The organism is Pseudarthrobacter sp. CC12, from assembly GCF_039907755.1.
Classification (GTDB): domain Bacteria; phylum Actinomycetota; class Actinomycetes; order Actinomycetales; family Micrococcaceae; genus Arthrobacter; species Arthrobacter niigatensis.
On sequence record NZ_JARDJH010000018.1, the window covers coordinates 52599 to 72914 of the forward strand.

Annotated in this window: 23 protein-coding genes; 12 read left to right on the forward strand and 11 right to left on the reverse strand. The window is 67.1% G+C overall.

What is annotated here, in order from left to right:
- Positions 1-35: 35 nt before the first annotated feature.
- From PV772_RS13525 to PV772_RS13545, 5 genes are all read right to left on the reverse strand, one after another.
- On the reverse strand, positions 36-1292 hold the full coding sequence (locus tag PV772_RS13525; protein ID WP_347886477.1) for an acyl-CoA dehydrogenase family protein: 1257 nt from the start codon (positions 1290-1292) through the stop codon (positions 36-38).
- Between the two features lie 128 nt (positions 1293-1420).
- Positions 1421-2131, reverse strand: a complete 711-nt coding sequence (locus PV772_RS13530; RefSeq protein ID WP_347886478.1) for a helix-turn-helix domain-containing protein — start codon at positions 2129-2131, stop codon at positions 1421-1423.
- An 81-nt stretch (positions 2132-2212) separates the two neighbouring features.
- Positions 2213-3235: an NAD-dependent epimerase/dehydratase family protein gene (locus PV772_RS13535; protein WP_347886479.1), complete on the reverse strand. Its 1023-nt coding sequence runs from the start codon at positions 3233-3235 to the stop codon at positions 2213-2215.
- Positions 3229-4200, reverse strand: coding sequence for an aldo/keto reductase (locus PV772_RS13540; protein ID WP_307358979.1), 972 nt, complete (start codon positions 4198-4200; stop codon positions 3229-3231). The genes PV772_RS13535 and PV772_RS13540 overlap by 7 nt, the downstream gene beginning before the upstream one ends.
- 55 nt (positions 4201-4255) lie before the next feature.
- A complete protein-coding gene (locus PV772_RS13545) occupies positions 4256-5077 on the reverse strand; it encodes an aldo/keto reductase (RefSeq protein WP_141158439.1) in 822 nt (273 codons plus the stop codon).
- A gap of 202 nt (positions 5078-5279) precedes the next feature.
- Here PV772_RS13545 and PV772_RS13550 point away from each other — a divergent pair, with 202 nt between their 5' ends.
- Both PV772_RS13550 and PV772_RS13555 read left to right on the forward strand, forming a co-directional pair.
- The gene (locus PV772_RS13550) at positions 5280-6179 is read left to right on the forward strand and encodes a helix-turn-helix transcriptional regulator (protein WP_141158438.1); all 900 of its coding nucleotides are present in this window, start codon (positions 5280-5282) and stop codon (positions 6177-6179) included.
- Between the two features lie 162 nt (positions 6180-6341).
- A complete protein-coding gene (locus tag PV772_RS13555) occupies positions 6342-6548 on the forward strand; it encodes a hypothetical protein (RefSeq protein WP_056331347.1) in 207 nt (68 codons plus the stop codon).
- A 70-nt stretch (positions 6549-6618) separates the two neighbouring features.
- Here the strand turns inward: PV772_RS13555 and PV772_RS13560 are convergent, their stop codons facing one another.
- Together PV772_RS13560 and PV772_RS13565 are read right to left on the reverse strand one after the other, a co-directional pair.
- On the reverse strand, positions 6619-6831 hold the full coding sequence (locus PV772_RS13560) for a dodecin (RefSeq protein ID WP_141158437.1): 213 nt from the start codon (positions 6829-6831) through the stop codon (positions 6619-6621).
- Between the two features lie 113 nt (positions 6832-6944).
- Positions 6945-7649 (reverse strand): FadR/GntR family transcriptional regulator, encoded by a 705-nt coding sequence (locus PV772_RS13565; protein ID WP_307358986.1) that lies wholly within the window; start codon positions 7647-7649, stop codon positions 6945-6947.
- Positions 7650-7822: 173 nt separating this feature from the next.
- Between PV772_RS13565 and PV772_RS13570 the strand changes: the two genes are divergently transcribed.
- From PV772_RS13570 to PV772_RS13605, 8 genes are all read left to right on the forward strand, one after another.
- Positions 7823-9319 carry a four-carbon acid sugar kinase family protein gene (locus tag PV772_RS13570; protein WP_347886480.1) on the forward strand — a complete coding sequence of 499 codons (1497 nt, stop codon included), beginning with the start codon at positions 7823-7825 and terminating at the stop codon, positions 9317-9319.
- 80 nt (positions 9320-9399) lie between these two features.
- Entirely contained in the window at positions 9400-10299 is a 900-nt protein-coding gene (locus tag PV772_RS13575; RefSeq protein ID WP_347886481.1) for an NAD(P)-dependent oxidoreductase, read from the forward strand.
- Between the two features lie 187 nt (positions 10300-10486).
- The gene (locus PV772_RS13580; RefSeq protein ID WP_347886482.1) at positions 10487-11953 is read left to right on the forward strand and encodes a GntP family transporter; all 1467 of its coding nucleotides are present in this window, start codon (positions 10487-10489) and stop codon (positions 11951-11953) included.
- Entirely contained in the window at positions 11953-12804 is an 852-nt protein-coding gene (locus tag PV772_RS13585) for a class II fructose-bisphosphate aldolase (RefSeq protein WP_347886483.1), read from the forward strand. Before PV772_RS13580 ends, PV772_RS13585 begins: the two co-directional genes overlap by 1 nt.
- 36 nt (positions 12805-12840) lie before the next feature.
- Positions 12841-13245, forward strand: a complete 405-nt coding sequence (locus tag PV772_RS13590) for a DUF1304 domain-containing protein (RefSeq protein ID WP_141158431.1) — start codon at positions 12841-12843, stop codon at positions 13243-13245.
- Positions 13246-13330: 85 nt separating this feature from the next.
- The gene (locus PV772_RS13595; RefSeq protein WP_347886484.1) at positions 13331-13576 is read left to right on the forward strand and encodes a hypothetical protein; all 246 of its coding nucleotides are present in this window, start codon (positions 13331-13333) and stop codon (positions 13574-13576) included.
- Entirely contained in the window at positions 13573-14649 is a 1077-nt protein-coding gene (locus tag PV772_RS13600; RefSeq protein WP_347886485.1) for an acyltransferase family protein, read from the forward strand. Before PV772_RS13595 ends, PV772_RS13600 begins: the two co-directional genes overlap by 4 nt.
- 15 nt (positions 14650-14664) lie before the next feature.
- Positions 14665-14994 (forward strand): GNAT family N-acetyltransferase, encoded by a 330-nt coding sequence (locus tag PV772_RS13605; protein WP_141158429.1) that lies wholly within the window; start codon positions 14665-14667, stop codon positions 14992-14994.
- Between the two features lie 32 nt (positions 14995-15026).
- Here the strand turns inward: PV772_RS13605 and PV772_RS13610 are convergent, their stop codons facing one another.
- Together PV772_RS13610 and PV772_RS13615 are read right to left on the reverse strand one after the other, a co-directional pair.
- Complete coding sequence (locus PV772_RS13610) at positions 15027-15350, reverse strand: hypothetical protein (protein ID WP_141158428.1); 324 nt, start codon at positions 15348-15350, stop codon at positions 15027-15029.
- Positions 15351-15475: 125 nt separating this feature from the next.
- Entirely contained in the window at positions 15476-15826 is a 351-nt protein-coding gene (locus PV772_RS13615) for a hypothetical protein (protein ID WP_141183115.1), read from the reverse strand.
- 88 nt (positions 15827-15914) lie between these two features.
- On the opposite strand from PV772_RS13615, the gene PV772_RS13620 reads away from it, so the two are divergent.
- Positions 15915-16688, forward strand: a complete 774-nt coding sequence (locus PV772_RS13620) for an SDR family NAD(P)-dependent oxidoreductase (protein ID WP_347886486.1) — start codon at positions 15915-15917, stop codon at positions 16686-16688.
- Here the strand turns inward: PV772_RS13620 and PV772_RS13625 are convergent.
- A complete protein-coding gene (locus PV772_RS13625; protein ID WP_347886487.1) occupies positions 16656-17792 on the reverse strand; it encodes an FUSC family protein in 1137 nt (378 codons plus the stop codon). The two genes, PV772_RS13620 and PV772_RS13625, sit on opposite strands and share 33 nt — an antisense overlap.
- 206 nt (positions 17793-17998) lie before the next feature.
- Positions 17999-19588 (reverse strand): MFS transporter, encoded by a 1590-nt coding sequence (locus PV772_RS13630; protein ID WP_347886488.1) that lies wholly within the window; start codon positions 19586-19588, stop codon positions 17999-18001.
- Between the two features lie 432 nt (positions 19589-20020).
- On the opposite strand from PV772_RS13630, the gene PV772_RS13635 reads away from it, so the two are divergent.
- Positions 20021-20278 carry a hypothetical protein gene (locus PV772_RS13635; RefSeq protein ID WP_347886489.1) on the forward strand — a complete coding sequence of 86 codons (258 nt, stop codon included), beginning with the start codon at positions 20021-20023 and terminating at the stop codon, positions 20276-20278.
- Positions 20279-20316 lie beyond the last annotated feature (38 nt).

Here is a 20316-nt window from a genome sequence, read left to right on the forward strand (position 1 = left end):
GGGGATGGCGGGTGGCGGAGCCGGGTGGTCAAGGCTCAGGCGAAGGCGGAGGTACCGGTGATGCCGCGGCCGATGATGAGCGCCTGCATGGTTTCGGTGCCTTCGTAGGTGTGGATGGCTTCAATGTCGGCAAGGTGCCTGGCAACCCGGTTTTCCAGCAGGATGCCGTTGCCGCCCAGCAGGTCACGGGCGTTGGAGGCGATGCCGCGCGCGGTCCGGGTGCAGGTGTACTTGACCAGCGATGCCTGCTCGGGCGTAAGCGTCCCGGCCTCATCCAGGCGCGTCATCTGCACCACCATCAGCTGCATGGTGGCCAGTTCGCTGAGCATCCGGGCCAGCCGTTCCTGGACGATCTGGGACGCGTCCAGCGGACGGCCGAACTGCTTGCGCTGCCTGGCGTACTGGACGGCCGTTTCGTAGCAGGCCGTGGCGTGGCCGACGGCGGACCAGGCAACGCCCAGGCGGGTCGCCAGCAGGACCCGGGCTGTGTCCTTGAAGGTACGTGCGCCCGGCAGGACGTTTTCTTCCGGGACGAAGACGTCCTCCAGGCGGATATGGGCCTGCCAGATGGCGCGAAGGGCAAGTTTGCCCTCGATCTTCCTGGCCGTGTAGCCGGGGGAGTCCTGTGGAACCAGGTAGCCGTGGACCTGGCCGTCGTCGCCCCGGGCCCAGACGACGCTGACGCCGCCCACGGAACCATTGCCGATCCATTTCTTTTCGCCGTTGAGCAGGAAGCCGCCCTCCGAGCGGGTGGCAGTGGTTTCCAGGGCCACCGAGTCGGAGCCATGGGTTGGTTCCGTGAGGGCGAACGCCGCGTATTCCGTGCCTTTGGCGATCGCGGGCAGCCAACGCTCCTGCTGTGCCGCGGATCCGCACTCGGCAACCGACCGAAGGGCCAGGCCGCCCTGGACCGCAATCATGGTGGCTACGGAACCGTCGCCCCGGCTGATTTCCATGTTCACCAAGCCGGCGGCCATGCTGCTCATGGGCGCGAAGCCCTCCACCGTGATGCCATCGCGGAGCAGGTCCAGTTCGCCCAGGCGGCGGAGGAGGTGCAGCGGGTATTCCCCACGCTCCCAGTAGCCGTCAATGACAGGGAGGACCTCATCCTGGACGAAGTTTCGGGCTCGGTCCCAGTACCTGCGGTCCTCGTCGCTGACGCCGGCCAGGATGGATGCGGGGTCCGTCCCGAGGGCTTCGGTCAGGACATACTCCGGCTCTACCGTTCCAGACGGGAAGCCGGCAGGGTCTCCGGTGCCGGCGGGCGCGAGGCTGGGTGACGACGTCGTCATGTATCTGCATCCTTTGAATCAGCGGCGGCGCTGGGGCCGGGGCCGTGTGGCGTGCCCCACACGGTTCAAGGATGCTATGAAACGCAGTTCCACGTCAAGAAACTGAGTACCACGGAGGTTGCAGCGAGCTAGGGAAGGGCGTCGAGGACGGCCTGGGCGATCGCTTCCCTGCCGGCCTGGCCCGGGAGAACGGTGACGACGACGGTCGGCGCGGGTTGTGCGGTGGCGGCGGGGCCAAGGAGTGCGGGCCGGAAGGTTTCTGCCAGGGTACGAAGTTCGGCCGCGAGGGCTGCGGCCCTTTTCCGGTCCCCATCCCCAGCATCCGCGGGGTCGGGCGAGGCGCGGAGCCATTGCCGGAGGAAGGCATTATGCACGGCTACCACGGCTGCGGCGAAGGCCACGGCCTTGTACCCGCTCCGCCCGTCCTGCGGCAGCCGCTCGTTCAGGTATTGCAGGAATGCCCGCTCGTACCGGTGCGACGTGACCAGTTCCCGGTCCCTGAGGGCCGGAACCGCCTGCAGGAGCCCATACCGGGCCCGGGACGTATCGCGGTTCCGAACATGGTGTTCGAAGACCAGCAGTGCCGCGTCCGCGACGGCGGCCAGGGGCTCGAGCCTGGATTCCGCGAGCCGGTCATTCACCTGGCGCAGGATCCGTTCGTGGTCGGCGAAGACCACGTCCTCCTTTGACCCGAAGCGTCGGAAGAACGTGCTGCGGCTCATGCCCGAGGCTTCGGCAAGTTCCTCAACGGACGTTGCATCGAAACCCTGGCCGGCCAGGAGCGCGATGGCGGCGGCGACAGGTTTGTCGACGGGCTGTTCGGAAGGGGGCAACGTCATGCGCCGAAATTAGCACAGCAGGCAGGCGCCGCCGGGCAGCCGCTGGATGCGGGAGGGCTCAGGGGTGCCGGCGGCGCAGGCTCAGGCGCCCCGCCGCGCCCAGCCGGTGAGCTTGTCCGAAAGCTGCATGAAGGCCTCGTTGACCTGCTGCAGCTCCGGGTGGCTGTCGTACCACTCAACAATCTCCCGTGCACCGTCCGCGAACGGGATCGTGGCCGTGTAGTCCGGGACCAGGGACTTGATCTTGGCGTTGTCGAAGACCACCGAATGGGACCGGTCGCCCAGGAGGTTGGAACCCAGTTCGGAGTCGTGGGCGGCGATGGTTTCGGACGCCACGTGGACCAGTTCGGGTTCCTTGGCGCCGGCCGCCCTCGCGAAGAGCCGGTAGATCTGGTTCCAGGGCAGGTATTCGTCGGAGGTGATGGTGTAGCTTTCACCGACTGCCTGCGGCCGGCCGAGCAGGCCCACGAACGCCTTGGCGAAGTCCCTGCTGTGCGTCAGCGTCCACAGGGAAGTACCGTCGCCGTGGACCATGACCGGCAGCCCGGCGCGCATCCGGTGAATGTCAGTCCAGCCGCCCACCATGGCGATCTTGGTGCGGTCGTAGGTGTGCGACGGACGCACCACCGTCAGCGGAAAGTCGTCCTCCCGGTAGGCCCTGAAGAGGAGCTCCTCGGACGCGATCTTGTCCCGGGAGTATTGCCAGAAGGGGTTCTTCAAAGGCGTGGATTCGAGGATCGGGAGCCTGGTGGGCGGCTTCTGGTATGCGGAGGCCGAACTGATGAACACGTACTGGCCCGTCCGCTCCCGGAACAACTCCATGCTGGTTTGCGCCTGGTCCGGAGTGTAGGAGATGAAGTCCGCCACGGCGTCGAACTCCCTCCCGCCCAGCACCTCCCGCACAGCCGCTGCGTCACGGACGTCCGCGTGCAGCACTTCCGCGCCTTCAGGGGCAGGCCTGCCTGACTGGCCGCGGTTCAAAATGGTCAGCCGGTGGCCCAGCGCGGCGGCGCGTTCTGCCGCCGCCGCGCTGATGACCCCGGTGCCGCCGATGAAGAGGATGCTCCTCGGCGCCACCGTCTCCGTGGCGGTTGGGCTCACCACGCGTAGTCTTCCGGTGCCGTACGGTGCCCGGGGAAGATGTCGTCCAACCGCTTGAGGGCGTCGGCGTCAAGGGTGACATCCAGTGCGCGGATGGCGGCGTCCAACTGTTCCTGCGTGCGTGGGCCCACGATCGGCGCCGTCACCGCGGGTTGGTGCAGGAGCCACGCCAGGGCCACGTCGCCGGGTTCGTGGCCCAGTTCGTCCGCGAAGTCCTCGTACTCGCGGATCTGGCCCTCATGCTTCTTCAGCGTTTCCGCGGCCCGTCCTTCGGTGCGGCGGACGCCCTGGCGTTCCTTTTTCAGTACCCCGCCCAGCAGTCCGCCCTGCAGCGGCGACCAGGGAATGAGGCCCAGCCCGTACTGCTGTGCCGCCGGGATGACTTCCAGTTCCACCTGGCGCATGAACAGGTTGTAGATGGACTGCTCGCTGACCAGGCCGGTGTAGTTACGTCGGCGCGCTGCTTCCTGGGCCTGGGCGATGTGCCAGCCGGCGAAGTTGCTGCTGCCCGAGTACAGGATCTTGCCCTGCTGCACTGCCACCTCGATGGCTTGCCAGATCTCATCCCACGGGGTGTCGCGGTCAATGTGGTGGAACTGGTAGACATCGATGTAGTCGGTCTGCAGGCGCTTGAGGCTGGCATCGAGGGCGCGGCGGATGTTCAGCGCCGAGAGCTTCGACTCGTTGGGGCGGTCCGTCATGGTGCCGTAGAGCTTGGTGGCCAGGACGGTGTGCTCCCGGCGCTCGCCGCCCTTGGCGAACCACCGCCCGATGATTTCTTCGGTCCAGCCGCGGTGGTCGGCTCCGCCGTAGACGTTGGCGGTGTCGAAGAAGTTGATGCCGGCTTCATGGGCCGAGTCCATGATGCTGTGGGCGTCCGCTTCCTCGGTCTGCGGCCCGAAGTTCATGGTGCCCAGGCAGAGGCGGGAGACTTTCAGGCCGGAGCGGCCCAGATGGGTGTACTGCATGGAGAATCCTTTCAACGGGTAAGCATGCCAAGCCGGTGGTTGGGCAGGCTGGAACCTACATCTGGGTGAAGGAGGCGACGGCGGGATCGGAGCCAATGCGCGCGCCGGTCTCCAGTGCGGTGATGGCGGAGATTTCGTCCGCGGACAGCTTCAGGGACGAAGCCGCGAAGTTTTCCCGGATGCGGGCAGGGTTCGCGGACTTGGGAATGACGATGTTGCCGCTGGCCAGGTGCCAGGCGAGCACCACCTGGGCGGTGGTGGCATCGTGGGCGGCGGCGATCGCGGTGACGGCGTTTCCATTGAGGTCCCCGCCCTGCCCCAGGGGGCTGTACGCCTCGACGGCGATTCCCAAATCGCGGCATTTGGCGGCAAGGTCTGCCTGCTGGTAGCTGGGGTGCAGCTCGAATTGGTTGACGGCCGGCACGGTTTCGGTGGATTGCAGCAGGGTGTCCAGGTGGTCGGAGAGGAAGTTGGAGACTCCGATGGCGCGGATTTCCTTGTTCTCGTAAAGCCGTTCCATCTCCTTCCATGCCTGGACGAAGAGGCCCTGCGACGGAACCGGCCAGTGGATGAGGTAGAGGTCGATGAAGTCCAGGCCCAGTGCCTTGCGGCTGTTCTGGAATGCCTCCTGCGCCCTGCCCTGTTCGCCGTTGCGCAACTTGGTGGTGACGAAGATGTCCTCGCGTGCGATGCCTGTGGCGGCGAGGGCTGCCCCGACTCCTGCTTCGTTCCGGTAGGCGGCTGCGGTATCGATGTGGCGGTAGCCCGCTTCCAGGGCGTCCTCCACGGTCCGCTGGGTATCTTCCGGCGGGACCTGGAAAACACCGAAGCCAAGCTGGGGGATGGTGACGCCGTTGTTGAGTGTCAGCTCTGACATGGGAGTGCTCCTTTTGGAAGGTGGTGCCGGAGTTTGCTGCCGGCTGCCCCGCGGAAGAGAAATCGGTTTCCACTGGCTCATTCCTGAGCCTATGCATTTCGGTCCAGCAAGTCAGCAGGCAAGGCTGTTCCTGTTTTTCCTAGGACTGCCAGTCCTACCTTCGTGGTAGAGCGCGCCGTCCCACGCAGGCACAATGGTCTGCATGGGTCAAAGCGCCGAGTTCGGAAAATTCCTCAAAGCCATGCGGTCCCGGCTGAGCCCGGATGTCGCCGGGACGGGACCCACCACAGGGGCACGCAGGGTTCCGGGCCTGCGGCGGGAGGAAGTGGCGCGGCTTGCCGGCGTCAGCACCGACTACTACGTCCGGCTGGAGCAAGGCCGGAACATCCACCCGTCCCGCACGGTCCTGGACGCCGTAGCCAGGGCCCTCCGGCTGGACAGCAGCGAGCACGCGCACATGCTGGACCTGCTCGAGAACTGCGCCGGTGCTCCCCGCGAGCCCGGTGCCAACGCTGCCCAGGGTGTCCGGCCCGCGCTGCGCCAGCTCCTGGACGCGGTGGGGGAGGTTCCCGCCATGGTGCTGGGCCGCCGGAATGATGTCCTGGCCGGCAACCGGATGGCCTTCCTCCTGTTCACCGACTTCCCTTCGTTGCCCCCCGCAGAGCGCAACCTGACCCGCTGGACCATCCTGGACCCCGCGGCGCGGGAGCTCTTCAGGGACTGGAAGACGGTTGCCGCCGAAGCGGCAGGATCCCTGCGGCTGGACGTGGGCCGGCACCCCAATGATCCCCAGGCCAGCCACCTGGTGGGCGAACTGGCTGTCCACAGCGAACACTTCCGCAAGTGGTGGGCGGGGCACCGTGTGGCCACTCGGGCTGCCGGGACCATCCGGCTGCATCATCCGTCCGTGGGGGACCTGGAACTGAACTTTGAAAACCTGGTCTTGCCGGAGGATCCCGACCAGACGCTGAGGGTGTATTCCGCCCGACCGGGGTCGCCGTCGTCGGACGCGCTGGCCCTGCTGGGAAGCCTCGGCGCCGGGCCGGACCTGGACCCGGAACGGGACGCCGCTGCCGCCACCCAGGCCGAAGCCGCGGGCTGAGCGGTCCGTCCTGGCGGGACCCGGGTGTGGGCCACTGTACATTCGTCCATCGAAGTGGGTTGATTCTGGCCAGCCGCCCATTGGTGGGCGGCCGGCCTTTTCCTAGGGTGGGAGTACATGCTTACCCACGCCCATTTTTCGACACCCAGGATGGTCTCAACGATGAAACGCATCGCCCTGCTGAAGGAACGCCAGGCATCCGCCGGCGCCGCGTCCACCGCTACCGGTTCGCACTGCCCGGCTTCGGGTCTTTGGAGCCCGGACCTGGACCCACACACCGTCCTGTCCTTCTTCGAAGGCCATGTCTTTCCGGCGTTCGACGGCGTGCCCACCGTATGGCGGCGGCGCAGCCCGGGCACCGCGAACTAGGGGCGCCTAAAACAGGACTGACCCGCAGCCGGCGCTGGAAAGGTGCCGGCTGCGGGTCAGTTTGCGTGGCCTAGTGTTCTTCCAGCCGGAAACCGATCTTGATGGTCACCTGCCAGTCCGCGATCTTCCCGTCCTCAAGGTGGCCGCGGACCTCCTTCACCTCGAACCAGTCGAGGTTCCGCAGGGTCTTGGAGGCTTGGGCAATCCCGTTGCGGACGGCGTCGTCCACTCCCTGGGTAGAGGTGCCAACAATTTCAGAAATGCTGTACGTGTGGTTGGACAACTTCGCTCCTCGTGATCGTCGATGCTCCCGGTTGCGGGCCGTCCCTGAAGCCTAGTGGGCCTGCGGGAGCGTTGAACAGGGTCCCATGGCAACGGGAACCGCGGGCACGGCGGCTACTTGGCGTCCAGGACCAGCTGCTTCAGGTCATCGAGCGTCTGCTGCATGTGCGCATCCATGGCCTGGCGTGAGCGGGCGGCATCGCGGGACTCCAGCGCTTCGGCGATGTTCTGGTGGTGGCCGATTGCGTGCTCCTGGATTGCCGGAACGGCGGAGGTCTCGGCCCTGCGCTTTTCCAGGACGCGGTGCAGCGGCTCGAAGAGGACAGAGACGAACACGTTGCCGGAGGCGCGCAGGATGACGTCGTGGAAGGCGAGGTCGGCTTCCACGAAGGCTGCGACGTCGTTAATGCCATGGGCGGCTTTCATCGCCGCAATGTAGTTGAAGAGGGACGTGATGTCCTCCTCGGCAATCCGTCCGGCTGCCAGTTCGCAGGCGCCCGTTTCGAGCATCCTGCGCAGCTCGATGAGCTGGATGGAGGCATCGGCGTCGTTCTTGCCCTCCGACGCGGCCCGGAGTACGGCTTCCAGCGAGGCCCAGCGGCTCAAGGGATTGACGAAGGTACCCCTGCCCCGCTCCACGCTGAGGATGCGCTGGGCCTGCAGTGTCTTCATGGCCTCGCGCACGGTCATGCGGCTGACTTCGTGGCGGGCGCTCAGCTCATGCTCGCCGGGAACGACGGAACCGGGCGGAAACTCGCCTTCGATGATGCGGTCCAGCAGCTCATCGGCCACCACGCCCACCAGCGACTTCCTTGCCATGTTCCCCCCGATCACTCTGCCCGGCCGACTCCTGGCGGATATGTCAGACAAGTGTACTTGCGCGTCCGTATACCGTGTGCCACACTAATTTTCGAATGCAAGATGTCTGACATCTTACAGTTTTCTTTACATCAGGATCCGCGAGCCCGGATCGCTACACAACGGAGTGCACTGTGACGCATGAAGCAGACGTTCTGGCCGCCTATCCGGCAGACCACGAGATTCCCGCCAGGCTGGTTGCTGCCACGCTGGCCGCTTCCAACGCGGACGTTCCCCGCGTCCTGGTAGTGCTCGACGACGACCCCACCGGCACGCAGTCCGTGGCTGACCTGCCCGTGCTCACCCGTTGGGACGTGGAAGATTTCACCTGGGCCTTCGGCCAGGGCAAGCCCGCCGTGTATGTCCTGACCAACACCCGCAGCCTCGACCCGGCCGAGGCTGCAGCCCGCAACGAGGAAGTGGTCCGCAACGCGCTTGAAGCGGCAGGTTCGGCGGAGTCTGCCGGTTCCAGTCTTCGGCTGGGATTCGTCAGCCGGAGCGATTCCACCCTCCGCGGCCACTTCCCCCTGGAACCGGACGTCATCGCAGCCACGGTTGCCGAAGTCAGCGGCGAAAAGACCGACGGCGTCGTCCTGGTCCCCGCCTTCCCCGACGCCGGCCGGCTCACCATTGGCGGCGTCCATTACATGCGCGGCACCGGTGACGCGGCGGGAACCCTGGTCCCCGTCTCCGAGACCGAGTTCGCCAAGGACGCCTCCTTCGGCTTCAGTACGTCCGTCATGGCGGACTACATCGCAGAGAAGTCACAGGGCCGGTTCCCGGCAGACTCCGTGATCGTCCTGGACCTGAACATCATCCGTGCAGGTGCCTCCGCGCAGGACCCGGCCATCTCCGCCAAGGCGATCGCCGATGCCATCGAGCCGGCCACCGATTCCACCCCCATCGTCGCGGACATCGTCACCGAGAACGACTTCCGCGCGCTGGCCCTGGGCCTGGAAGAAGCCGAGCGCCGCGGGAAGAAGCTCCTGTACCGCGTTGGCCCGCCGTTCGTCCGCGGCCGCATCGGCCAGGAAGTACGCACCGCACTCACGGCCGGGGAGGCCTACGCCGGCAACACCCCGTCCGGGGCCGGCGGCCTGATCGTGGTGGGCTCGCACGTCGGCGTCACCACGCGCCAGCTCAACGTCCTCACCGCGGAGCACGGCTCCGCGCGGATCATTGAGATCGACGTCGAGAAGCTCCTCGGTGCCGAACCGGACGCTAAAGCCCACCTGGACCAGACCGTGGACGCCGTCGTCGAGGCCCTCCACGCCGGGGACGTCATCGTCCACACCAGCCGCCTGCTGATCAAGACCGACGACCCCGCCGAAAGCCTGCGGATCGCCCGTACGGTGTCCGCCGCCGTCGTCGCCGTGGTCAACCGGACCCTGAAGACCTTCCCGCCGCGGTTCGTCATCGCCAAGGGCGGCATCACGTCCTCGGACGTCGCAGCCCACGGACTGGAAATCCGCCACGCGATCGTCCGCGGACCCATGCTCCCCGGCATCGTCAGCCTCTGGGAGCCCGTGGACGGTCCCGCCAAGGGCATCCCGTACATCGTCTTCGCCGGCAACGTGGGCGACGACCATTCCCTGGCCCAGGTCACCCGCAAGCTCAGCAACAAGTTCTAGTCCCCACCGGCTCCCAACCCTCGCAGGCTCGGGCCGGGGCCCTCGCCGGCGTGGGCCCAGCAAATTTCAAGGAGAACACCATGACCAGCAACTACACCGTCACCGTCCTGGGCCTCGGGGCCATGGGCCTGCCCATGGCCACCCGCCTGGCTTCCCAGCTGACCGTCCACGGCTTCGACATCGCCGAGCCCCGCCTGGAGCTGGCCCGGGAAGCCGGGATTGCCACCTTCACCACGGCCCGGGAAGCCGCCAAGGGTGCTGACGCCGTCCTCCTGGCAGTCCGCAACGGCGAGCAGCTCAACGACGTCCTCTTCGGCGAGAACGGCGTGGCCTCCGTGCTGGAGCCCGGCGCCGTGGTGATCCTTGGCAGCACGGTGGGCACCGACGCCATCCCCGCCACCGTGGCCAGGCTGGCCGAATACGGCGTGGACCTGGTGGATGCCCCGCTCTCCGGCGGTCCCAAGCGCGCCGGTGAAGGCGACCTGCTGATCGTCGTGGGTGCTTCCCCCGAAGCCCGCGAAAAGGCCGCCCCCGCCCTGGACCTGCTCGCCTCCACGCTTACCGTGGTGGGCGACAACCCCGGCGACGGCCAAGCGCTGAAGACGGTCAACCAGCTCCTGTGCGGCGTCCACATTGCCGCCGCTGCCGAGGCCCTGGCCCTTGCCGACGCCCTGGGGCTGGACCAGGCCAAGACCCTCGCCGCCCTGGAAGCAGGCGCGGCAGGTTCCTTCATGCTCTCCAACCGCGGCCCGCGCATCCTCGAGGCCTACGACGAGGAAGGCGCCGAGGTGCTGTCCCGCCTGGACATCTTCGTCAAGGACATGGGCATCGTGGGCAAGGCCACCCGCGCCGCAGGCCTGGCGGCCCCCGTTGCCGCCGCCGCCGAACAGCTCTACCTGCTGGGCCAGGCCCAGGGCCTCGCCGCCGCCGATGACTCCGCCGTCATCAAGGTGGTCGCGCCGGCAAAGCGCACCAAGTAGCCCAGCGCACCTGATAAGCCACCCTCCTGCCCTTGCGGCAAAAGGTACGACGACGACGGCGGTCCCCCCTCCGCCGTCGTCGTACCTCCCAGCGTTGCCGGCGCAGTCCCGCAACGTTTATCCCCACCCCACCATTCCCTGATGCCGCCCTGCCCCGGGACCGGCACGTCAAAGGAGACATCCCCCTGTGAACCACCTGATGAACCCGCTGCTGCAGCGGGCGGCCGATGCCCCGGCCATCAAGCCCGCCGTTGAGCTGGGCACCCCGGTACTGCTCACCATCGCAGCGGTGGGCATCGCCATCCTGCTGGTGATGATCATCCGCTTCAAGATCCAGGCCTTCGTGGCCCTGCTGACCGTCAGCATCCTGGTGGCCGTCGCCGCCACCATCCCGCTGCAGGACATCTTCACGGTGGTCTCCAGCGGTGTGGGCAGCACCATGGGCAAGGTCGCCATCCTGATTGCGCTCGGCGCAGTACTGGGCCGCATGATCGAGGTGTCCGGCGGCGTCCAGTCCCTCGCCGACCATTTCACCCGCAAGCTCGGTGCCCGCCGCGTGGCCGTGGCACTGACCGCCGTCGGCTTCCTGGTGGCCATTCCCGTCTTCTTCGAGGTGGGCATCATCGTGCTGGTGCCCATCGTGTACGCCTTCGCCAAGATCGCCAAAGTGCACCCGGTCAAGTTTGGGCTGCCCATGGCCGGCATCATGCTCTCCATCCACGTGGCTGTCCCGCCGCACCCGGGAATCGTTGCCGGCGCGGGCGTCCTCGGCGCCGACATCGGACTGATCGCGCTGATCTCGCTCCTGATCTGCGTGCCGCTGGGCTTCCTGTCCTACTGGGTGGCTTCCATCATGAACCGCAAGGACTACGAACTGCTGCCCGCGGTGAAGACCCAGGTTGAAGAGTTCGGTTCCAAGTCACTGGTCAAGGTAGGCCACGACGGTCCCGGCGCCGCCGCCGTCGCACCGCCGCGCCCCGGCCTGATTATCTTCCTGATCGCAGCGCCCATCGTGCAGATCCTGCTTGGCACCGTGGGCACGCTCGTCATCCCCAAGTCCGATCCGCTGTACGGCCTCGCTTCCTTCATCGGCAACCCCTTCCTGGCCCTGCTGGTGGCCGTGGCGCTGTCCTTCTTCCTGCTGGCTGTCCGCCGCGGCTGGTCCTTCAAGGAAACCGGCGAAATCTTCGAGGGCTCCCTGCCTCCCATCGCCTCGATCCTGATGGTGGTGGCCGCCGGCGGCGTGTTCGGCAACGTCCTGCAGGTTTCCGGCATCGGCGGCGCCCTCTCCAAGACCCTGGACACCCTCGGTGTGCCGCTGCTGCTCCTGGGCTTCATCATCTCGCTGGCCCTTCGCGCTGCCCAGGGTTCAGCCACCGTGGCCATCGTGACCACCACCGGCCTGCTGTCCGCTGCGGTCAGCGGCGGCGGCTACAGCCCGGCCCAGATCGCCGTGATCGTCATCGCCATCGGTTTCGGTGCCCTTGGCCTGTCCCATGTGACGGACGCCGGCTTCTGGGTTGTCGTCCGGTACTACGGCCTGACGGTGTCCGACGGCCTCAAGACCTGGACCGTCCTGACCACCATCCTGGGCGTGGCCGGCTTCGCGCTGACCTTCGTGGCCTGGATCCTGGTGGGAGGCCTGGGCGCCTGATGCATACCCGACTGGACTACTTGGTCACCTCCGCCCTCCAGAAGGGCTCCGCCGTGCCGGCCTTCACCTGCTACGACTTCACCACCGCGCTGGCAGTGGTGGCGGCCGCCGAGGAATCCGGCCGGGGCGTGATCCTGCTGGTGGCCCCCAAGACCGCCGCCACCCCCAACGGACTCCGCCTTATTGCCGCCCTCCGGGGCCTGGCGGATTCTGCCGACGTGCCGGTCGCCTTGCAGCTGGACCACGCTTCAGACCTAAAAGTCATGGCCGAAGCCGTCGCGGCAGGGGCGGACTCCGTCCTCGCCGACGGTTCGTCCCTCCCGTATGAGGACAACATTGCGCTGGTCCGGGCGGCCCGGGCCCTCCTCGGCGCAGACGTGGTGCTCGAGGCGGAGCTGGGCGGCCTGGCAGGGGACGAGGACCGTGCTTTCCAGCCCGGCCAGTCCGGCGTCGACGTGGCGGGCCTGACCGACTCCGCGCAGGTGGAGGACTTCGTGTCCCGCACCGGCGCGGAACTGCTGGCCGTCGCCGTGGGCAACGTCCACGGCAAGTACAAGGGCGAGCCCAGGCTGCGCTGGGACGTGCTGCAGGACATCGCGGCGCGGATCCACATCCCGCTGGTGCTGCACGGCGCCTCCGGCATCCCGGCCGAAGAACTGGTCAAAGCCGCGGCCATGAACGTGGGCAAGGTCAACTTCAACACCGAACTGCGGACCGGCGTGCTGGCCACCCTCCAGGACCAGCTTCCCGCCCACCGAGCCGACGGTGAAAACCTCCAGGGCCTGCTGGCGCTGTGGAACCAGTCGGCGAAGGGGTTTGCCGGCACCACGCTGGCCACGCTGGCGCGATAGGACAGCCGCGGTGAGGGGGGAGGCTAGGATCGAGCCATGATCCTGGCCTCCCTTCTTTTTGCCTTCCTCGCCGGCGCGCTGCACGTCTTCATCTTCACCATGGAGTCCCTCACCTGGACCCGGCCCGCCACGTGGAAACGGTTCGGGGTCGCCTCCCAGCCGGACGCCGAAACCACCAAGTCCCTGGCGTACAACCAGGGCTTCTACAACCTGTTCCTCGCCATTGGGGCCTTGATCGGCGTGGGCCTTGTGGCTTTCGCCGGTGCCGGATCGGCGCAGGCCGTGGCAGGCTGGACCCTCATCTTCAGCTGCTGCGGCTCCATGCTGCTGGCGGCCGCCGTCCTGGCGCTCACCGGACGCAAGTACCTCCGCGCGGCCGCAACCCAGGGCACCACGCCGCTGCTCGCCGTCGTACTCGGACTGCTGGCAGTGCTGCAATAGCGGCAGAAGGGACGGAAGTCCTCAAACCGGGCAGGTAACGGGGGCACAATAGAGCCGTGGGCAGCGTCGCATCGTTGCAGGTCCCATGCGCAGCACCGTAGGGCGGGGGACAGGAACCGGGGCGGACACGGCGGACCGTGATCCGGCGATCGACCTTGTCCGCTTCGTCTGCCTGGCATTGGTGGTGGTGGGGCATTCCATGATGGTCAGTCCGGTCCTCCACCCGGACGGGACCGTGACAACGGAGAACACCCTTGGCGACCAGGACTGGTTTGTCCCGGTCATCTGGATCTTCATGGTGATGCCCCTGTTCTTCGTTACCGGGGTGTGACCGGGCTGCAGTCCTGGCGCCGGCTTAAGGCGCGGGGCGGCACGGCGGCCCAGTTCCTCCGTGCGCGGCTCCTGCGCCTGGTCCGTCCGGCCACTGCGCTGCTCGCGGCGATGGTCCTGGGACTGTCGTTGGCCCGTGCCCTCGGGGTGGACCAGCAGGTAGTCCAGCTCATGGCCACCGGCGCGGGCATGCCGCTGTGGTTTCTGGCGGCCTACCTCGCGGCGCAGTTGAACATTCCGGTCCTGGCGGCGCTCCATGCGCGTTCCCCCTGGCTGGCGCTCGGCCTGCTCCTCGGCCTCGTGGTTGCCGTGGATTGCCTCCGGGAGGCGCTGCCGAACCTTGCCTACGCGAACCTGGTGTTCGTCTGGTGCGCAGTGCAGCAACTGGGCTTCCTGGCGGCCGACGGCTGGACGGCCCGGCTTTCCCGTTCCGGCCTGCTGGCCATCGCGCTGGCAGCAAACCTTGCGTTGGGCTTAGTGACGGGGCTGGGGCTGTATACCGGCAACATGCTGGTGAACCTCAATCTACCCAACCTCACCCTGGTCCTTCTGGGCGTTTCCCAGCTGGCCGTGATGGAACTGGCACGGCCTGTCCTGGCGGCGCTCGCCAAGGTCCGCTGGATTGGCCGCCTCGTGGCCATGGCGGGCCGCCGGTCCCTGACGGTGTACTTGTGGCACCTGCCGTTGCTGGGCGCAATGTCGGGACTGCTGCTCCTGGTGCCGTTTCCCAAGCCCGGCGCCGGCACCGCCGCATGGTGGTGGTCACGGCCCCTGGTGGTGCTGGCGCTGGTCATCCTGCTCCTGCCGGTGGCCGCAGCCTTCGGACGCCTGGAGGACCGGACGACGCCGGCCGCCACCATCCGCTGCCGGCCCGCCATGGCGGGGGCCGCCGTCGTGGTGGTCTTCATCCCGGTGGCCGATGCCGCACTCAGCGGACTGTCGCTGGGACTGCTGGCAGCCGGAACAGTGTGTTTCTCGGTGGCCCTCCTGTTGCTGCGGGGTTCACCGCTGGGCCGCCGGCAGGCATTCCGGCGCCGCCATGGCCGATGGACCATTGCCAGCGGACTGAAGTAGTGCCAGTGTCGAACCATGACCGAGTACACCACGTCCGCGGAGGACAAGTTCACCGCCAACGTCTCGCTGAGGCGCAACGACGAGCAGCATTGGTACGAGCTCCTGGTGGACGGACAGCTCGCGGTGCAGGCCTTCTTCCACGACCTTCCCGGGCACATCGACTTCACCCACACCGAAACCGGCCGGGATTTTGAGGGCCAGGGGCTGGGAAAGGTCCTGGCGCATTTTGCCCTGGATGACGTGGTGGCCACGGGCAAGCGGATCATCCCGCACTGCCCGTTTATTTCCAGCTACCTTCGCAAGCACGAAGGCTACGAGCAGTTTGTCGACTGGCCGGAGGGATGACACCAGGACGCCGGCATGAGTGCCGGCGGTGGTCAGCTGGCCAGGGCCTGGTCGCTGACTGCCGCTACGGCTCCCGGATCGTCGATGGTGAAGCCGCACGCGCAACGGTAGGTGACGATGCTCTCCGGCACGGAGCCGGGACGCAGGGCAACGACGGTGTTGCCGTCCACGTAGACGGGCTGCCGGACCGGAAGTTCGTCCGGATCGACGCGCTGCATCGGCGTACGGCAGTGCATGCGCGAGTTCAAGGTCATCAGCAGGCCGGCGTCCACGGGTACGGTGGTGGACAAGGCCGGGCCAGCTGTTTGGGTGCCTTCCCCGGACGCCGTCAGCTGGTGTTCCATTGCGGTGGTCATTATGTTCTTCCTTGGGCTTCTTCACGGAACCGCCGGCGGTGGCAGTCCCGCCGCGAACTGCTTGCGGAGGTTCATCTGTCACCATAAGCAAAGCATGCTTATTATTTGGTGCACAAGTCAGGGCCTCATCTCCGGTTCCAGCCCCGCCGGCGCTGCCAGGTCCAGGCGTGCCAGAACAGCAGGGCAATCAAGACGGCAATCCCGCCGGAAATCCCCTGCGGGGCAAAGGCGAACACGAGATAGTCGAACGTGGCCCGGTCTCCCATGGACACGGACATGGGGTTGTTCAGCAGCGCCGACGCTCCGCCGGCAATCATTGCGGCGCACAGCAGCCACAGCGCCACGATGAACGGGTTGGGCGCCGGCCATGACCTTGGCGTCCCTGCCGGCTCAGCACCGTCTGCTTCAGGCGCTACGGGTTGTCCGTGTGTGTCCACTTCGCGGAATCCGAGCGCCCCGGAGTGTTGCTGTTCCATGTTTCCCCCTCACGGCAGCAGCCCGGCCGGCTGCCGGCGGTACCAGCCTAGCGGCCCACAACATGCTCCCGCTGGCTAGGCTTGCAGCATGACGCCAACCAGCACCCGAACCACAGCACTCGTCACCGGCGCCAGCGCCGGCCTGGGCCACGAATTCGCAAAGCAACTCGCCGCGCAGGGGCATGACGTGGTGCTGGTGGCGCGCAACGCCTCCCGGCTGGCGGCAACGGCGGAGGAATTCCAGCGCCGCTATGGCATCTCAGCTGAGGTGCTCGCCGCGGACCTGACGAAGGATGACGACGTCGCCGCCGTCGTCGAACGCCTGAAGGACCCTGCGCGGCCGGTGGGGATCCTGGTGAACAACGCCGGGATCGGCCTGCTGAACAACTTCGAGGACAACCACCCGGCGGAGGAGGCGAGCCACCTCAAGCTGCACGCGGAAACGTCCATGGTACTTACCCACGCGGCCCTCAAGGGCATGCTGGAACGCGGGGACGGCAGGATCATCAATGTGGCCAGCGTGGCGGCATTCCTGCCGCGCGGCACCTACTCGGCTGCGAAGGCGTGGCTGGTGAGTTTCAGCCGGTGGGCAAACCTGGCCTACTGCAAGCGCGGCGTCAAGGTCACCGCTGTCTGCCCTGGGTTCACCCACACCGAATTCCACGACCGGATGGGGATGGACAAATCGGTGGCCCCGTCCTGGACGTGGCTGCGGGCGGAGCGGGTGGTCCGGGAAGGCCTGGCGGACAACGAACGCGGCAAGGCGGTGTCCATCCCGTCCAAGCGCTACAAAGTGGTGGCTGCGGTGGCCAAGGTGGCTCCGGCGCGGCTAATGGCCGGGCCGGCGCGGAAGCCGAAGTAGGGCGGAGGTCCTGCCTCGAAGCCGGGGAATCCCCTTCTGCGGCCTCGAACCGGACCTGCGGACGGCCACCACCACCAGGATCCCCAGCAGCGCGCCCACCAGCGTCTCCACGGCCCGCTCAAGGATCAGGACCCTCGGTTCAATGGGGGAGGCCAGCTGGGTCATCAGCAGGATGACAGGGGTGAACCAGACCATGGCCAGGCCGTAGTGCCGGGTCATGAACAGTTCAGTGGCGAACTGGAAGAGGATCACCAGCAGGGCCAGCACCACACCCCGGTGCACCGGCTCCTGCAGGGCCGGGTACAGCGCGGACAGGGTCCACGGCCCGGGAATGAGGACGACGGCGGTGACGCCCAGCCCAATGAACGTCCCCACGATGCGGTGGACACCCCGCCGGACGCTGCTGGGGAGGTCTGCACCGGCGAGCGGTACGGCGGCTGCGGCCATGGCCCAGTGCGGGTGGCCGCTGCCGCTGATGACGCCCACCGTCCCGGCAGCACCCACCGCCAGGACGTACCGGGCGGCGTGCACCGACAACTCCCGGCGCCCCGCCGCCGAACGGCGCGGAACGCTCCGGGTGGCCCCTGGCTCCCAGGACCGCCGCCGCACCCAGCCGCTGAATCCAACCAGGATGGAAAACACCGACGATCCCGCTGCGATAAGCAGGGCGGCGTACCAGGGGACCGCGGTGGGAACGGAAGCGCAGGCACCCAGGGCGAGGATCCCGAAGAAGGGCCCGTTAGGTTTCAGCCGCACCCTGTCCGCGTAGACCGAGCCTACGCCGGCCAGTGTGGCTTCTACGGCCACCAGCCACCAGGAATGGATGTGGTTGATGGACAGGGTTACGCCCACGGCCACGCCGGTGAGCAGTACCAGGGCACCTTGGCCCTGGTGGCGGAGCCGCAGCTGGTGCGGTTCCTGCCGGCCGTACATGCCGGTCAGCGCGCCGAAGACGGCGTAGATGATGAGGTCCGCGCGGCCCAGGGCCAGCAGGAGCAACGAGGGGACAGCCACGCTGATGGCCACGCGGAGGGCGGCAAGGTGGTCTCCGTTGGCGGGTTCGAGCCGGTGCAGTGCGCGCACCTGCTCCTTGACGCGCTTCATGGTCGACCTGTCCTGTTTTGGTGGGGGCACAGCAGCCCGGGGGCCCTTGTGAAAGTACCACCGCGCCGCGGGCACCGTCATATGCGGTCAGTCATAAGGGGACATCAGGCGGGCACGCAAAGGCCCGTCCCGCGTGGTTCCCCAAGGAACCACGCGGGACGGGCCTGTGAGCGTGGGCTACAAGAATGCCCGGCCGGCCGGCGGGACTACGCCCTGGCCGGGACCCCGCGGTGGGAGTGAGGGTCGGTGCCGTCATGGGTGTCGAACGGCAGCTCGTCCAGGTTGATCAGCGGGTTCTCGTCCTGGGTGGCCACCAGTTCCTTCGCCTCGGCCTGGGTGTCGACGCTGGGCATCGATCCCGGGAGCGGGCGGTTGGCGGATTCCTTCAGGAAGTAGATGGCGATGGCACCGGCCAGGGACGTGGCCATCAGGTAGTATGCGGGCATCATGTCGTTGCCGGTGGCGCCGATCAGCGCGGCCACGATGAACGGGGTAGTGCCGCCGAAGATGGCTACCGCGAAGTTGTAGGCGATGCCCATGGCACCGTACCGGCTGGACGTGGGGAACTGGGCCGGGAGCGCCGAGGCCAGGTTGGCCACGTAGAAGGTCACGGGGAACGCAATGAGCGCCAGTCCGGCAAGGGTGGACCAGATCTGTCCAATACCGATCAGCATGAAGGCCGGAATGGCCAGGACGATGGTGCTGACCGCGCCGATCCAGAGCACGGGCCGGCGGCCGATCCGGTCGGAGAGCTTGCCGGTCAGCGGGATGCAGAGGCTCATGACCACCAGCACGGGGATGGTCAGCAGCGTGCCGTGAACTTCGTCGTAGCCCTTGGAGTCCGTCAGGTACGTGGGCATGTAGGACGTCAGCGCGTAACCTGCCGTGTTGGCGGCGGCAACAACCACCATGGCGACGATGATGGGGCGCCAGTGGGCCTTGATGATACCGACGGGGCCCTTGGCCTGTGCGGTCTCACCTTCGGACGCGGTCCGGGCATGCTCTTCCTGGGCATCAAGGGTGGCCTGGAACTGCGGCGATTCCTCGATCTTGCTCCGGAAGTACACGGCGATGATGCCCAGCGGGCCGGCCACGAGGAACGGGATGCGCCATCCCCACTCCTCCATGGTGCCCTGGCCCAGGGTCAGCTGCAGGACTGATACCAGGGCGGCGCCGATGGCGAAGCCCAGGTAGCTGCCCAGGTCCAGGAAGCTGGCAAAGAAGCCGCGGCGTTTGTCGGCGGCATATTCACTGACGAACGTGGTGGCGCCGGCGTACTCGCCGCCGGTGGAAAAGCCCTGGATGACCTTGAGGAGGACCAGGAGCGCCGCAGCCCAGAGGCCGATCTGGGCGTATCCGGGCAGGAGGCCGACGGCGAACGTGCTGGCCGCCATGATCATCAGCGTGGTGGCCAGGATCTTTTGGCGGCCGATCTTGTCGCCCAGCCAGCCGAAGATCACGCCGCCCAGCGGACGGGCGATGAAGGTGGCGGCAAAGGTTCCCAGCAGGAACAGCGTCTGGGTGGTGGGATCGGATTCGGGGAGGAAGACCGGGCCCATCGTGGTGATGAGGTAGCCGAAAACGCCTACGTCGTACCATTCCATGGTGTTGCCAACGATGGTTCCGCCGAGTGCCTTTTTCAGCATCGGCTGGTCAACCACGTTGACATCGGATTCCTTGAGCCGGCGCCGCGGCAGCAGCCTGGGCTTCTTGGCAGCCGCGGGGGCTGCCGGGTCGGTTCCGCGGGCGTTCCCAACGCCGGCTGGAGAGTGGATACTGCTTCGGTCTGTGGGCATTTGGGCAACTCCTGTGGAGGTCATTTGCTTGCGACTTGTAGCTGCCCCGCTCCGGGCAGGCCTTCAATTTTACGGGAAATCAGTACCGTTGGCTCGCCGGATGGCCTAAGGTACGCCCGTTTGAACCCCTGGATCGGGGGTGATCCGAAGATTTTTCCGGCGGTTTTCCCGCGTGATCATTGGGAAGCAGGCTGACGAAGCGGATTGTTACCGAATTTTTTCGTCCACAGCCGGTTCCGGGGCTGTTTTGGCCGGTGATGCCGCACTAAAAGTGACCGCCGCCACCGTCCGTGGAGGGGGTTCACAGGAGCCTTTGACGTGCCTATGGTAGAGCGATGAACACACTTCTTTCCGGGCGGTAGTCCACGCGCCCGGGCGCTTTGGTTGGCGTTTCGTTTCAAGGAAGAACGAGGGAAAGAAGGAAAGCAGACCATGGAAGAATCCAGCCAGTTCCACATCAAGCCTGAGGTCGCGGACCACCTTGCCGCAGCCATGGACGCACCGGTGGCCCCCGGACCCGCAGCAACCGGGGCGGGCATCCCCCTGGCAGGGCAGGGCGGTTGGCCGGACGGTTACGGGAAGCGGCAGCACCCGAAGGACCGCAACGCGGGGCGTGGGCGGATGGGCCACGAGGCCGCCGTGGTGGCGGTCCACCGGACCGGCCGGCCGCAGATGCCGCACTCCTCGTAGGCGACACCTGGAACCACTCTCGACATGCAAATTACCTG